This window comes from Cellulomonas telluris (assembly GCF_004886325.1).
In the GTDB taxonomy this organism is placed as follows: domain Bacteria; phylum Actinomycetota; class Actinomycetes; order Actinomycetales; family Cellulomonadaceae; genus Cellulomonas; species Cellulomonas telluris.
The window spans coordinates 1,072,199-1,085,855 of record NZ_QXFN01000001.1 but is presented as its reverse complement, the minus strand read 5'-3'; the positions used below and the strand labels follow the sequence as shown (position 1 = coordinate 1,085,855).

At 76.2% G+C, this 13,657-nt stretch carries 15 protein-coding genes; 8 read left to right on the top strand and 7 right to left on the bottom strand.

The features are described 5' to 3' along the window. Positions 1–126 precede the first annotated feature (126 nt). From FB586_RS05205 to FB586_RS05195, 3 genes are read left to right on the top strand one after another with little or no spacing between them, the layout of a single operon-like run. Positions 127–1,335 (top strand): hypothetical protein, encoded by a 1,209-nt coding sequence (locus FB586_RS05205; RefSeq protein WP_136518192.1) that lies wholly within the window; start codon positions 127–129, stop codon positions 1,333–1,335. Continuing rightward, positions 1,332–1,727 carry a hypothetical protein gene (locus FB586_RS05200; RefSeq protein ID WP_136518191.1) on the top strand — a complete coding sequence of 132 codons (396 nt, stop codon included), beginning with the start codon at positions 1,332–1,334 and terminating at the stop codon, positions 1,725–1,727. The genes FB586_RS05205 and FB586_RS05200 overlap by 4 nt, the downstream gene beginning before the upstream one ends. Continuing rightward, complete coding sequence (locus FB586_RS05195; protein ID WP_136518190.1) at positions 1,724–2,122, top strand: hypothetical protein; 399 nt, start codon at positions 1,724–1,726, stop codon at positions 2,120–2,122. Before FB586_RS05200 ends, FB586_RS05195 begins: the two co-directional genes overlap by 4 nt. A gap of 44 nt (positions 2,123–2,166) precedes the next feature. Here the strand turns inward: FB586_RS05195 and FB586_RS05190 are convergent, their stop codons facing one another. Then, a complete protein-coding gene (locus FB586_RS05190) occupies positions 2,167–2,499 on the bottom strand; it encodes a hypothetical protein (protein WP_136518189.1) in 333 nt (110 codons plus the stop codon). Positions 2,500–2,736: 237 nt separating this feature from the next. On the opposite strand from FB586_RS05190, the gene FB586_RS05185 reads away from it, so the two are divergent. From FB586_RS05185 to surE, 4 genes are all read left to right on the top strand, one after another. Further along, positions 2,737–4,077, top strand: a complete 1,341-nt coding sequence (locus FB586_RS05185) for a glycoside hydrolase family 16 protein (protein ID WP_136518188.1) — start codon at positions 2,737–2,739, stop codon at positions 4,075–4,077. 277 nt (positions 4,078–4,354) lie between these two features. After that, positions 4,355–5,032 (top strand): YceI family protein, encoded by a 678-nt coding sequence (locus FB586_RS05180; protein WP_136518187.1) that lies wholly within the window; start codon positions 4,355–4,357, stop codon positions 5,030–5,032. A 61-nt stretch (positions 5,033–5,093) separates the two neighbouring features. Beyond that, positions 5,094–6,170 carry a 1-phosphofructokinase family hexose kinase gene (locus FB586_RS05175; RefSeq protein ID WP_136518186.1) on the top strand — a complete coding sequence of 359 codons (1,077 nt, stop codon included), beginning with the start codon at positions 5,094–5,096 and terminating at the stop codon, positions 6,168–6,170. Between the two features lie 165 nt (positions 6,171–6,335). Continuing rightward, positions 6,336–7,091 (top strand): 5'/3'-nucleotidase SurE, encoded by a 756-nt coding sequence (gene surE / locus FB586_RS05170; RefSeq protein WP_136518185.1) that lies wholly within the window; start codon positions 6,336–6,338, stop codon positions 7,089–7,091. Between the two features lie 19 nt (positions 7,092–7,110). Here surE and FB586_RS05165 read toward each other — a convergent pair whose 3' ends face one another. The 6 genes from FB586_RS05165 to FB586_RS05140 form a co-directional block, all read right to left on the bottom strand. Next, entirely contained in the window at positions 7,111–7,980 is an 870-nt protein-coding gene (locus FB586_RS05165) for a prenyltransferase (RefSeq protein WP_136518184.1), read from the bottom strand. Next, the gene (locus FB586_RS05160) at positions 7,973–8,311 is read right to left on the bottom strand and encodes a lycopene cyclase domain-containing protein (protein WP_136518183.1); all 339 of its coding nucleotides are present in this window, start codon (positions 8,309–8,311) and stop codon (positions 7,973–7,975) included. Before FB586_RS05160 ends, FB586_RS05165 begins: the two co-directional genes overlap by 8 nt. After that, positions 8,308–8,655 (bottom strand): lycopene cyclase domain-containing protein, encoded by a 348-nt coding sequence (locus FB586_RS05155; RefSeq protein WP_306419145.1) that lies wholly within the window; start codon positions 8,653–8,655, stop codon positions 8,308–8,310. Before FB586_RS05155 ends, FB586_RS05160 begins: the two co-directional genes overlap by 4 nt. Then, entirely contained in the window at positions 8,652–10,310 is a 1,659-nt protein-coding gene (gene crtI, locus FB586_RS05150; protein ID WP_136518182.1) for a phytoene desaturase family protein, read from the bottom strand. Before crtI ends, FB586_RS05155 begins: the two co-directional genes overlap by 4 nt. Next, entirely contained in the window at positions 10,307–11,260 is a 954-nt protein-coding gene (locus FB586_RS05145) for a phytoene/squalene synthase family protein (protein WP_136518320.1), read from the bottom strand. Before FB586_RS05145 ends, crtI begins: the two co-directional genes overlap by 4 nt. A 96-nt stretch (positions 11,261–11,356) precedes the next feature. Then, positions 11,357–12,493: a polyprenyl synthetase family protein gene (locus FB586_RS05140; RefSeq protein ID WP_136518181.1), complete on the bottom strand. Its 1,137-nt coding sequence runs from the start codon at positions 12,491–12,493 to the stop codon at positions 11,357–11,359. 158 nt (positions 12,494–12,651) lie between these two features. Between FB586_RS05140 and galE the strand changes: the two genes are divergently transcribed. After that, positions 12,652–13,638, top strand: coding sequence for a UDP-glucose 4-epimerase GalE (gene galE, locus FB586_RS05135; RefSeq protein WP_136518180.1), 987 nt, complete (start codon positions 12,652–12,654; stop codon positions 13,636–13,638). Positions 13,639–13,657: the final 19 nt, after the last annotated feature.

The following is a 13,657-nucleotide window of genomic DNA, read 5'->3' as shown; positions in this document are numbered from 1 at the left end:
ATCGTGGCAGGGGCCCCGTCCCCCGTCGCGCTGATTCGTGTCGGCCGTCGATAGCATGCCCGGGCGGCGCTGCGCGGCGAGCGTGTGCGACCGTCCACCGACGCCGTCACAGGGAGCGGACAGACGTTGAACGCCATCGTGGTCGACTTCGCGACCCTCGGCCGCAGCACGCAGGTGCTCGAGCGCCAGGCCGCGCACGCGCGGGCCGTCGAGCCGCACCTGCGCCAGCACGCGGACGTCCGGGACTCCACGGGGGCGCTGCTGGCCCTGCTCGTCCCGCTGTCCATGGCGACAGTCGAGCTGGGCGCGCAGGTGGCGCGCGGTGCCGCGCACGTCGCCGAGCTGACCGCCGACCACCTGCGGGACACCGCTCGGACGTTCGCCGAGACGGAGCAGGCGGCCGGGACGACGATCTCCGACCTCTCCACCGGGCTCGGCGGCGTGCCCGTGCCGCTGCCCGGCGGGTCCGGCGGGGTGCCCGACATCGGCCCGGCGCAGGAGTCCGCGCCCGCGGACCACGGGGACGTGGACTCCTGGCTCGGCTCGAAGGCCGCGGGGATCGGCGACACGCTCGGTGACGCGGTCACGGACGCCCGCGGCCTCGTCGACGACCTGACGAGCTGGGGCACGCGCGCCGACGTCGTCGAGGTCGTCGACGCCTCGTCCTACCTCGTCCCGCCGCAGGCCAGCGCGAACCCCGTGCAGGACCTGCGCTGGAACGCCGGCATCCTGCTCGGCTCGGTGGACTGGGTCGCCGAGCAGTTCCTCGGCTGGTCGATCCTCGCCGAGTGCGTCTTCAAGCCGCTCGGCGGCGACTGGCGCGCGATCGAGCAGTCGTCCGCCGCGTGGGGCTTCGCCGGCGAGGCGTTCTTCGCGGTGGGCCGCAACTGCGCGGGCCTCGTGGGCTCGACGGTCGCCGGCTGGCAGGGCGCCGCCGGGGACGCCTTCCGCGTCACCATGACCACGTTCACCGCCGCGTGCGTCGGCCTGCAGGCGGCGTTCGACCACGTCTCGGGCCTGGTCTCGACCGTCGCGACGGTCTCGAAGCTCGCGTGCGCCGGCATCGGCATGGGCCTGCGCACCATCGCCGAGATCCTCACGATGATGGCCGCCGAGGCTGCGGTGCCCGTGGCCGGCTGGGCGGTCGGCGCGGCGACGCTGTGGTGGAAGATCGAGAAGGTCGTCGGCATCGTGCGCCTCGTCTACAACCTGCTGGAGACGATCGCCGACGCGATCGCGGACCTCGTCGAGGCCCGGACCCAGGTGCTCGGCGCGCTCGACCTGGTCGAGGACCTCGCGCGGGCCCTCGCGACGCGCGCGGGGGTCGCGGCGTGACGGGCTCCGACGTGCCCGGGGGCCGCGCGGCCGACGCCGAGGCCCGCATCCGCGCCGCCCTCGCCCAGATCGAGCGGATCGGCTCGGAGGTTGCGGCCCGGCAGCAGCGGGAGGGCGACCAGCGGGCCGAGGCCGCACGTCGCGGTGACCTCGGGCCGGACTGGCGGGCCGTGCAGCGCCGCGTCGACGCCGGCGAGACCACGCTCGACGCCGTGTTCGGCGGCACCGACGAGAGCCGCGAGGCCGTGGCGCTCCGCGCCGGCTCCCGCGCCCGTCTCGAGGCCCTCGCAGGGCAGCCAGTGGACCAGGTCCCCGAGTCGGTCGCCGACGCCCTCGGCGCGCTCGAGCAGCTGCGCAGCAGGTTCGGTCGGCAGACCGGGGGCCGCGCGTGAGCGTCCCCGGCTGGGGGCTGTCCACGCTGCGCCCGTCGCTCCTGCTCGGCACCGACGCCCCCGCCGACGCCGTGCTCGCCGCGGCGGCCCTCGCGCTGCGCGAGCGCCGCTTCGCGGTGGAGCACGCCCCCGGCGCAGCCGTGCTGGAGGGCCGCCGCATCCAGTGGTCGACCCTGCTCACGCAGGCCCTGCCCGGCCCGGTCGTCGTCCGCGTCGAGGCCGGGCCGCCCGGTGCCGCCGGGAGCGCGGTGCGCGTGACGGTGGCGCGGGGGCAGAACGAGTTCCGGGCCGAGGGGCTCGTGCGCGACGTCGTCGACGACCTCGTCGCACGGGTGCGGGGCGCCGGCCACCGCGTCGAGGTCGGGGCCTGGGAGTCCTCGCCGCGCGAGCCCTGACCCGAGCCGGCACCCGCTGGGTCCCCGGGGCGTGCCCGCCGGGGTCAGGCGCTGACGGCGCGCTCCTCGGCGGGGGCGGGCGTGGCGACCTCGAGCGCGTCCTCGCGCGGCAGCACCCACGCGGTGCGCACGACGGCCGCGTCGGCGGCGTCGAGCCCGGCGACGAGGGCGTCGAGCGTCACCTCGGCGACGAGCCACACGCACGCGACGTGCAGGCTCTCCCCGCCGGGGTGCCAGTCGGCGTCCAGGTCGACGACGACGGTGCCGCGCTCGCCGGCCGTGGCCGCGAGGCGGACGCGCTGCGCGAGCGGCAGCGCGCGGACGGGGTTGCCGGACGGGTAGGAGACCTCACCGCAGGAGCACGAGACGACGACCATGCGGACACTCTCTCCCCGACCACCGACATCCACCCGCCCGACGCGCCGCCCGCCCGCCACCGCACCCCCGCCCCGACGCGCCGCCGTACCCCCGTCCCCGCCCCAGGCGCACGGCGACGATCGCTCGGGCGAGCGGATAACGATGTCGCGTCACGGGTCTCTTGTCGGCCGTCACAGGTCCGGTTTACGGTGCGCACGCCGGGTCGACGACGACCCGCGAACCGTCCAGGAGGAACCGTGCGCCCAGCCCCCGCCCCCGCACCGTCCGGCCACCCCGCCCCCGCCGTCCCACCCGGCCCGGCCCGCTCCGCCCCGCGTCGGCGCGGACGCCCGTCGCCCCTCGCCGCCGCCCTCACCGCCGTGCTCACCGCGGCGACCGGTGCGATCGTGGCGGCCGTGACCGCCCCGCCCGCCGCCGCCGCACCGGGCGACGTCGTCTGGCAGCAGGAGTTCGACGGTCCGGCCGGCGCGGCCCCCGACAGCCGGGTGTGGAACTACGACCTGGGCGCCGGCGGCTGGGGCAACGCCGAGCTGCAGGAGTACACGTCGTCGCGCGCCAACTCGGCGCTCGACGGTGCCGGCAACCTCGTCATCACGGCCCGCCGCGAGGCCGACGGCCGGTACACGTCCGCCCGCCTGCAGACGAACGACAAGGTCGAGATCCGGTACGGGCGCGTCGAGGCGCGCATCCAGATCCCGCGCGGCCAGGGGATCTGGCCGGCGTTCTGGATGCTCGGCGCCGACTTCCCGCAGAACGCGTGGCCGAACAGCGGCGAGATCGACGTCATGGAGAACATCGGCCGCGAGCCGCACCTGGTGCACGGCACGATCCACGGCCCCGGCTACTCCGGCGGGGCCGGGCTGCTCGGCACGTACCAGCACCCGCAGGGCTGGTCCTTCGCGGACACGTTCCACACGTTCGCGGTGGACTGGAGGCCCGGCGAGATCACCTGGTCCGTCGACGGGAACGTCTACCACCGCGTCACGCCCGCCAGCCTCGGCGGCCGCGCGTGGGTGTTCGACAAGCCGTTCTTCCTCATCCTCAACGTCGCGGTCGGCGGGCAGTGGCCCGGCTACCCCGACGCCACCACCCAGCTCCCGCAGCAGATGAAGGTCGACTACGTCCGCGTCTACGACAACGGCGCGACGGGGGGCGGCACCGGCGGGGGCACCGGCAGCGGGTCCCTGCCCACCGGCACGGGCACGATCCGGGTCGACGACCGGCTCTGCCTCGACGTGCCGTGGGCCGACCCGCGCGACGGCAACCCGGTCCAGGTCGTCACGTGCAACGGCAACGCGGCCCAGCAGTGGACCCGCGGCGCCGACGGCACGGTCCGGGCGCTCGGCAAGTGCCTCGACGTGAGCGGCGGCGGCACCGCCAACGGCACGGTCGTGCAGCTGTGGACGTGCAACGGCACGGCGGCGCAGCGCTGGACGTACGACGCGGCGACGCGCGCGCTGCGCAACCCGCAGGCGGGTCGCTGCCTCGACGCGGTCGGCGGCACCCCGGTGTTCGACGGGCAGCGTGTGCACGTCTGGGACTGCACGGGCGCCGCGAACCAGCGCTGGACGCTCTGACCCGGCGGACGACCACGGCGGCCCCGGGCACCTGTCCGGCCCGGGGCCGCCGGTCCGCCCCGCCCCGCTCGTATCGTTCTGTCCGCCTTTCGGGCGTTCTGGCAGGAGCGTCCGGGTGACGCGACGATGGTGCCTCGCGGAGGCACCGGCACCGTCGGGCTCCGTGGGTCGCACGTCCCCCCGCGCACGCGAGCGTCAGCACCTCCGGCGTGCCCGCGGACGGCCGGCGACCCGGGCCGCCGGCCGGCCGCACGAGGCGACGAGAGCGGGGAGACGCATGACCGACGGCAGCCAGGAGGCGACCAGGCGGTGGAAGGGGATGACGATCCCCGCGGCGGGCACGTACGTGCTCGACGCCGCCCACAAGCGGGTGGGCTTCGTCGCCCACCACATGATGGTCAGCCAGGTGCGGGGCGAGTTCACCGCCGCGGCCGCGACGATCCGGGTCGGGGAGGACCCGCTCGACTCGGCCGTGACGGCGACGATCCGCACGGCGACGCTCAGCACGCAGAACGAGGACCGGGACACGCACCTGCGCAGCTCGGACTTCCTCGACGTCGAGCGGTGGCCGACGATCGAGTTCCGCAGCCGGCGGGTCGAGCGGCGGCTCGCCGACGACGCGATCGCGCAGTGGGCCCGCCTGCGCAACCACCTGCCGGAGCGATCGCGCGTCGCGACGGAGATCGTCGAGCGGACGGTGGGCGTCGGGGGCCGGTTCACGGTCGTCGGGGACCTGACCATCCGGGACGTCACCCACGAGGTGGCGCTGGACATGCACTTCGGCGGCGCGAAGCGCGACCCCTACGGCCGCGACATCTTCGGCTTCTCCGCCACCACGGACTTCGACCGCGAGGACTACGGCCTGGTGTGGAACGTCACGCTCGAGACCGGCGGATGGCTGGTCGGCAAGCGGGTGCGCGTCGAGATCGCGGGCGAGGCGGTGCGCGAGGTCTGACGCCGGGCCGCCCGCCCGTGCCCGACGCGCGCGGACGGGCGGCCTTCGCCACACTCGGGCCATGCCCGAGCCCACGGACAGCACGCCGGCCCAGGACACGCCCACGCACCCGACCGACGACCCGACGCCGACCCGCCGTCCCGCGGCGGAGCGGGTCTGCGTCATGGCGACGACGCCGTGGCTGACGGTGACCGTCGAGGCGCCGACGACGCACGTGGTCACCGTCGACGGGGACGAGCAGCCCGCTCCCCCGGAGGTGCACGTCCACCCGGGCGGCCAGGGGCTGTGGGTGGCGCGGATGGCCGAGTCGCTCGGTGCGGACGCGGTCGTCTGCGGGCCGTTCGGCGGGGAGGCGGGCATCGCGCTGCGCGCGCTGGCCGAGGCCGAGGGCATGGAGCTGCGGGCCGTGCCGTACGGCGGCGGCAACGGCGTGTACGTGCACGACCGGCGGGACGGGGAGCGCGACGTCGTCGCGGAGCGCCCGGCGGCCCCGCTCGACCGGCACGAGCTCGACGACCTGTACGGCACCGTCCTGGTCGAGGGCCTGGAGGCCGACGTCACGGTGCTCACGGGCGCCGACCCGGCGCACGTGCTGCCCCCGGAGGTGCTCACCCGGCTGGTTCGCGACCTGCGCGCGGCGGGTCGCACCCTCGTCGCGGACCTGTCGGGCGACGCCGCCCGCGCGTACGCGGAGGCCGGCGGCGGCGTGCTGAAGATCAGTCACGAGGAGATGGCCGAGGGCGGCTTCGCGGACGGCGAGGACGTCCCGGCCCTGGTGCGCGGCGCGCGCGGGCTGCTCGACGCGGCCGAGGACGACGGGCTCGACGCCGTGGTCGTCTCACGGGCGGGCGAGGGCGTGCTCGTGGTGACCCGCGAGGGCGTGCACGAGGTCCGCGCGCCGCAGACCACGGTGGCCGACCACCGGGGCGCGGGCGACTCCATGACGGCGGGCATCGCCGTCGGCCTCGCCCGCGGCCTGGACCTGGTCGCGGCGGTGCGGCTCGGCGCGTCCGCGGGCGCGCTCAACGTGACCCGCCGCGGCCTGGGCACGGGGCACCGCGACCACATCGAGCGCTTCGTCGACCGCGTCGAGGTCCGCGACCTGGGAACGGACGGCAGCGCGTCGGACGACGCGTGAGACCGGCGTCCCGGGGACGTGAGGGCCCCGGGGCGCCGGTCTCACCGCCGGCGGCGACCGTCGGCGGCCCGCCTGGGGTCGCGGGAACGGACGCGACCATGTCGGATGGTCAGGACCCCCGAACCGCGGCCCGCGCCCCGGGCCCGACCGCCGAGGAGGCCCCCTGTGCGCGTGCTGGTGACCAACGACGACGGCATCGACTCCCCGGGCCTCGCGGCCCTCGCACGCGTGGCGGTCGAGGCCGGGCACGACGTGGTCGTCGCGGCGCCCGCCTCGGAGTTCTCCGGTGCGAGCGCGTCCCTGCTCGGTGCGCAGGAGGAGGGACGCCTCGTGGTGGACCGCCGCACGCTGCCCGACCTCGAGGACGTGGAGGCCTGGGCCGTGGGCGCCGCCCCGGGTCTCATCGCGTTCGTCGCCGCGTACGACGGCTTCGGGCCCAAGCCGGACCTCGTGCTCTCGGGGATCAACCGCGGCCCGAACACCGGTCACGCCGTGCTGCACTCCGGCACCGTGGGCGCGTGCCTGACCGCGTCGACGCACGACATCCCCGCGCTCGCGGTCTCCCTGACGGGGCACCGGCCCACGCACTTCGCGTCCGCCGCCGCCTACGCGCGGCCGGTGCTGGACTGGCTGGTGCGCTCCGGGGAGCAGCGCGTCCTCAACGTCAACGTGCCGGACCTGCCGCTGGCCGAGGTCAAGGGCCTGCGCCCCGCGCACCTGGCGCGCATCGGTGCCGTGCAGGCGCAGGTGCAGCACGAGGACGAGGGGTTCCTCACGGTCACGTACGGCGACGTCGAGCTCGACGAGGACCCCGACAGCGACGCGGGACTGGTGGCGCAGGGGTGGGCGACGGTCTCGCAGCTGCGCGCACCGGTGGCGGACCTCGACGTCGAGCTGCCGGAGCTGGGCCCGCTGGCCTGACCCTGCGGGCGCCCGCCGGTCAGCCCAGCGCGACCGCGATCAGCAGCATCGTCACGAGGAACCCCGTGACGAGGTTGAGCCACAGGAACGTGCGCCACCCGGCGTTCGCACGCTCGCAGTCCGCGTCGGTCACGCCGCGGAACCGCCACGTGCTCACGGCGTACGGCAGCGGCAGCGCGGCGGCGAGCACGCCGGGCCACGGCAGGGCCAGCAGCACGAGGGCCGCGAGCACGTAGGCCGCGGTCGCCACCCGGACGGTGGGCCGGGCCCCCAGCACGGTCGCCACCGACGCGATCCCGCCCTCGCGGTCCGCGCGCACGTCCTGCACCGCGCCGAACGCGTGCGACGCCATGCCCCACAGCACGAACGCGACGAGCACGGGCCAGGTCGTGCGCGTGCCGAGCTCGGCGCCGGCGAGCACGAGCGCGTACAGCAGCGGGCCCACGAAGTGCGTCGCCGACGTGAACGAGTCGAGGACCGGCCGCTCCTTGAACCGCAGCCCGGGCGCCGAGTACGCGACGACGGCGAAGAGCACGACCGCGAGCACGACGCCGGCGGCGACCGAGCCGAGCGCGAGCAGCCATACGACGAACGGCACGGTCGTCACGACGCAGGCGACGAGGATCCGCCGGTGCACCGCCCGTGCCCGCGCGGGGTCGACCAGCCCGCCCTCGATGCCGCCCTTGCGCGGGTTGCGCAGGTCGGAGGCGTAGTCGAAGACGTCGTTGATCCCGTACATCAGCAGGTTGTACGGGACGAGGAAGAACAGCGTGCCGACGACGAACGCCGTGTCGACGCGCCCGTCGGTGGCCAGCAGCCAGCCGGCGGCGAACGGGTAGGCGGTGTTGATCCACGAGAACGGCCGCGACGCCGCGAGCACCTCACGCACGGGGCGCGTCCTCCTCCGTCTCGACGGCCCGGCGCGAGCGGCCCCACCGGGTCCGCCCGAGCGCGGTCCACAGCACCGGCATGCCGACGGCGGCCGCGATCGCGTACGCGAAGTCCTCCAGCGGCGCGCCCCAGAGATACACGCCGAGGATCTTGTCGGGGTCGAAGACGTAGAGGCCGACGTCGATCATCAGCGTGTCGAACACGAGCGTGAGCAGGCACACGAACGCGACGGCGCCGAGCACCGGCCCGCCGCGCATGCGCCGCAGCACGGGCCACGAGACGAGGAGCAGCGCGGCCAGCACGAGCACGTTGAGCACGATGTTCGTCACCGCGCCGCCCCCTCGGTCCGCCGCGACGCCCGCGCCTCGACGACCCGCTCCAGCCCCCGCCACGCGAGCAGCGCGACGTAGCAGAGCAGGGTGAGGAAGAACGCCTCCTCGACCGGCAGCTCGGGCGCGAGCAGCAGGCCCGTCATGTGCGGGGAGTCGCCCCGGGCGAAGATGCCGAGCAGCAGCCCGGCCACGTCCCACAGCAGGAACGCGACGACGCCGATCCCCACCGTCCACGCCGCCCGGCGCGGGTCGTCCCAGAACGCCAGGCGCCAGCGGTGGTCGCAGAGCGCGAGGCAGCCGAGCGAGACCAGCAGCGCCGCCAGGTACGCGAACGCGATCACCCGCGGCCCCGCACGACGTCGCTCCACAGGCCGCGCGGCAGCGCCGACGCCAGGTACCCGGGCCGCAGCGGCGCCGGCAGCGGGCGGGCCGACGTCTCCCCCAGCAGCCGCTTGGCCACGAGCTCCGCGCCGATGAGCACCATCGGCAGCCCGACGCCGGGCACGGTGCCGCCGCCGACGTGCAGCAGGTTCGGCACGTGCCGCGACGCGACGCCCGGCCGGAACAGCGCCGACTGGCGCAGCGTGTGCTCCATCCCCAGGGCCGTGCCGCGCCACGCGTGCAGGTCCCGCGCGAAGTCCGCCGGTCCGACGACCCGCCGGACCACGACCCGCGAGCGCAGGTCCGGCACACCGGCCCACGCCCCGACCTGGTCGAGGTAGCGGTCCGCGTACGCGTCGAGCTCGCCGGGGCGCGACCCGATCGACGGGTCCGCCGGGAACGGCACGAGGACGAACAGGTTCTCGTGCCCGGGCGGCGCCGCGGTCGGGTCGGACGCGGTCGTGCGCGAGACGTACGCCGAGGCGACCTCCGGCACGCGCAGGTCCTGCGGACGCGACGAGGGGCCGGTGCCGAGGATCGCGTCGAAGTTCGCCGTCCAGTCGCTCGTGAAGAACAGCGAGTGGTGCCGCAGCTGCGGCAGCTCGCCCCGGACGCCCGCCATGACCAGCAGCGCGGAGATGCCCGGCCCCCGGCCGTCCCACGCGTCGGCCGGCAGGTCCGCGTGCGCGGGGTCGAGCAGCGCGGTCTCGGTGTGGTGCCGGTCGGCGCCGGAGACGACGACGTCCGCGGGGACGAGCGTCCCGTCGGCGAGGCGCACGCCGCGCGCCCGGCCGGTGCGGCGCGGGTGGCGCAGCGACCGCGGGACGTCGTCGACCTCGATCGCCACCACGTCCGCACCGGTGCGGACGTCGACGCCCTCCTCGACCGCGGCCTTCTCCAGCGCCTCGACCAGCCGGTACACGCCGCCGCGCGGGTAGTGGACGCCGTCGGCGAGGTCGAGGTGCGACATGAGGCTGTACAGCGCGGGCACCCGGTACGGCGAGGAGCCGAGGAACACCGCGTGGTAGCTGAGCACCTGCCGCAGCACGGGGTGCTGCACGGTCGCCGCGACCTTGTCCGCGAGGGACTGCGCCATGAGCCGCGCCAGCGTGCCGCCGCGGCCCGCGAGGTCGCGCGACAGCAGCCGGTCCGGCCGCTCGAAGGTCGTGTAGAGGAAGTGGTCGAGCGCGACGCGGTACGCGTCCGACGCCTCGTCGACGAACCGCCGCATCGACGCACCCGCCCCCGGCTCGAGCGCGTCGAACCGGTCGGCGTTCGCCGCCCAGTCGGCGACGACGTCGAACGGCTCGACCCCCGCCCCCGGCTCCGGGAACAGCCGGTACGCGGGGTCGAGCCGCACGAGGTCGACCTCGTCCGCGAGGCGGCGCCCGAGCAGCGCGAACGTGTGCTCGATGACCTCGGGCATGAACCACCAGGACGGGCCGGTGTCGAACCGGAAGCCGTCCACCTCCCACGTCCCGGCGCGTCCGCCGACGCGCTCGTGCCGCTCGAGCAGCGTCACGTGCGCGCCGCCGCGCGCGAGCAGCGCCGCCGTCGCCAGCCCGCCGACGCCGCCGCCGACCACCACGACCCGCACGGGTCCCGTCCCGCTCACGCGCGCCCTCCCACCCGCTCGCGCACGACCGCCGCGGCCCGCTCGGCCCAGGGCCGTCCGCGCCGCACGGCAGCCCCCGCGAGCGCGCGGCCCACGACGCCGCCGACGACGGCGGCCTTCTCCGGGCCGGGCACGCGGACGCGCCGGGCGGCGAGGTCCTCGGCCGGGGTGGCCGCCAGCCGGTCGAGCAGCCGCGCGTACAGCGCGAGCGTCGCCTCCACGGCGCACCGCGCCCGCGGCGGCAGCTCGGGCAGGGCGGCGCGCGCGACCGCGAGGTCGCCCGCCACCTCGTCCAGGACCGCGCGCACGTCGGCGTCGGTGAGGTGCTCCGGGTCGACGTCCGGGAAGTAGCTGCGGCCCAGGTCGCCGCGGTCGGCGCCGAGGTCGCGCAGGAAGTTGATCTTCTGGAACGCGGCGCCCAGGGCGCGCGCACCGGCGACGGCGCGGGCGGACGGCTCGACGGGCGGGTCGCCCGGACCGCGCTCGGCGGCGAGGAAGACGCGCAGGCACATGACGCCGACGACCTCGGCCGACCCGTACACGTACCGCTCGTAGCTCTCCCGGTCGTGCGTGCGCACGGTCAGGTCGGCGCGCATCGAGGCGAAGAACGGGTCGACCTCCGCGTGCCCGATGCCGGTGCGGCGGGCCGTCCGGGCGAACGCGTGCACCACGACGTTGGTCGAGTAGCCGGTCACGAGCGCCCGTGCCGTCTGCGCCTCGAGCTCGTCGAGCTCGGCGGCGGCGTCGGGACCGCGGTAGGTGTCGACGACCTCGTCGGCGAGCCGCACGAGCGCGTACACCGCCTCGATGTCGTGCCGCGGGGGCCCGCCGAGCAGGCGCGTGCCCAGCCCGAACGACGTGGAGTAGGCGCGCAGCACGACGGCGCTCGCGCGTGCGGCCGTCGCGTCGTACAGACGCGCGCCGGCCGTGTCCTGGTCGGGTCCCTGCATCGTCGCGGTGACGTCCCTCCGTGCCGCGCGGCGCCCGGCGCCGCGGTCGTGGTCGACGCCGGTCCGCCCGGCGTGCAGCTGCTGCCCGTGCACCGGTCAGTGCCCGCGTGCGACGAGGTCGTCCACGACGCCCGCCAGGTACCCGGCGAGCGGCTCGGGCAACGTCGTCGTCGCGAGGGTACGCGCGATGTCGGCGGCCCGTCGGGTCACCAGGCGCACCTCGTCAAGCGCCCCGGACCCGCGCATGACGTCCCGGACACGGGCGGCGCCGTCGTCGTCGAGGTCGCCGCGGCCGACGTGCGCGCGCAGCACGTCCCGCCCCGCCCCGTCCGCCCGCTCCCAGGTGAGCCGGAGCAGCTCCGTGCGCTTGCCGGAGCGCAGGTCGGACAGGACCGACTTGCCGGTCGCGGCGGGGTCGCCGAACACGCCGAGCTCGTCGTCGGTCAGCTGGTAGGCCATCCCGAGCGCGGTGCCGACGAGCGCGAGCGCGGTGCGCTGCCCGTCGGTCCCGCCCGCGACGACGGCGCCGGACTCGAGCGGCACGCGGAACGAGTAGGCGGCGGTCTTGAGCTCGGCGACGAGGAGCGTGTCGACGTCCGCGAGCGCGCGGACCTCCCCGCGCACGTCGAGCAGCTCGCCCGCGACCGTCGTGTCGACGCCGCCGGCGAGGAGCCGGACCAGCTCGGCGACGACGGGCGCCGGCACGTCGGCCCGTGCGACGAGCCCGAACGCCTGCGCGAGCGCGGTGTCCCCGGCCAGCAGGGCCGCGGCGGCCACCTGCTCGTCCTGCCGGGCACCGGCGACGCCCTCGGCGGCGAGGCGCGCACGCGTGGCCCCGGCGACGTTGGGCCGTCCGCGGCGGACCTCGTCGCGGTCCAGCAGGTCGTCGTGCACGAGCATCGCGGTGTGCAGCATCTCCTGGGCGGCGGCGACGGGGGCGACGGCGGCGACGTCGGTGCCGCCCAGCCCGAGGTACGCGGTCACGGTGAGCCGCGGGCGCATGAGCTTGCCGCCCAGCCCGGCACCGAGGTCCGTCCACAGCTGCGCGTGGTCCGCGGCGAGGGCGCGGCCGTGCTGCACGCGGTCGGCGACGACCTCGGCGAGCAGGCGCTCGGCCACGGCGGTGGCGTGCTCGACGGCGTGCGCGAGCGCGACGCGCCCGTCCGCGACGGCCCGTCCGGGTGCGCCGGGACGTACGCCCGTGCCGACGTCCTGCACGTCGTGCTCGTCCATCCCCCACCCCTCCCGCCGGAATCCCTCAGCGTACTGAGCATCTGCGTCGCCGCGACCCGACTTCCCCGCGGGCCCGGCCGCCGGATGCGTCGTGTCGGGAAGTGTTGAAAAGTGTTTGAACCTGTTGAGATAGGCCGCGGTCGCGGTACCCTCGACGCATGACGTGGATGGTGACGGGCGGGGCGGGGTACATCGGGGCGCACGTGGTGCGGGCGTTCCTCGACGCGGCGGAGCGGACCGGTGACACCACGCTCGCACCGGTCGTCCTCGACGACCTCTCGAGCGGGCACCGCGGCTTCGTGCCGGACGGTGTGCCCCTCGTCGAGGCCTCCGTCGTCGACACCGCGGCCGTGCGCGCGGCCCTGGTCGAGCACGGCGTGAGCGGTGTCGTGCACCTCGCGGGGTTCAAGTACGCGGGGGTGTCCGTCGAGCGCCCCCTGCACACCTACGAGCAGAACGTCACCGGCACGGCGCACCTGCTGGCCGCGATGGCGGACGCGGACGTCGAGAGCATCGTGTTCTCGTCGTCCGCCGCGGTCTACGGCACGCCCGACGTCGACGTGGTGACGGAGGAGACGCCCACCGCTCCCGAGTCGCCGTACGGCGAGTCCAAGCTCATCGGCGAGTGGCTGCTGCGCGACCAGGGCCGCGCCACCGGCCTGCGCCACACGTCGCTGCGCTACTTCAACGTCGTCGGCTCCGGGTACCCGGACCTGTACGACTCGAGCCCGCACAACCTGTTCCCGCTGGTGCTGGCCGCCCTGACGGCCGGCCGCACGCCGCGCATCAACGGCGACGACTACCCGACGCCCGACGGCACGTGCGTGCGCGACTACGTCCACGTCGCGGACCTCGCCGTCTCGCACGTCGCCGCGGCACGCGCGCTCGCGGCGGGGCGCCCGCTGGACCACGTCTACAACCTCGGCTCCGGGGACGGGCTCTCGGTGCGGCAGGTCATGACGACGGTGGCCGAGGTGACGGGCATCGCGTTCGAGCCCGAGGTCGCCCCGCGCCGCCCGGGCGACCCTGCCCGGATCGTCGCGTCCGGCGAGGCGGCCGCGCGCGACCTCGAGTGGCGCATGCGCCACTCCGCAGCCGACATGGTCGCGAGCGCCTGGGAGGCGCACCGGCGCGGCGCCGCCTGACGCGACCGGCCGCGAGGTC

Excerpts from the sequence above, each read along its gene's own strand:
- galE (WP_136518180.1), top strand. The coding sequence starts at position 12,652 with ATGACGTGGATGGTGACGGGCGGGGCGGGGTACATCGGGGCGCACGTG.
- FB586_RS05140 (WP_136518181.1), bottom strand. The coding sequence starts at position 12,493 with ATGGACGAGCACGACGTGCAGGACGTCGGCACGGGCGTACGTCCCGGC.
- FB586_RS05190 (WP_136518189.1), bottom strand. The coding sequence starts at position 2,499 with ATGGTCGTCGTCTCGTGCTCCTGCGGTGAGGTCTCCTACCCGTCCGGC.
- FB586_RS05175 (WP_136518186.1), top strand. The coding sequence starts at position 5,094 with ATGCCCGAGCCCACGGACAGCACGCCGGCCCAGGACACGCCCACGCAC.
- FB586_RS05145 (WP_136518320.1), bottom strand. The coding sequence starts at position 11,260 with ATGCAGGGACCCGACCAGGACACGGCCGGCGCGCGTCTGTACGACGCG.
- FB586_RS05180 (WP_136518187.1), top strand. The coding sequence starts at position 4,355 with ATGACCGACGGCAGCCAGGAGGCGACCAGGCGGTGGAAGGGGATGACG.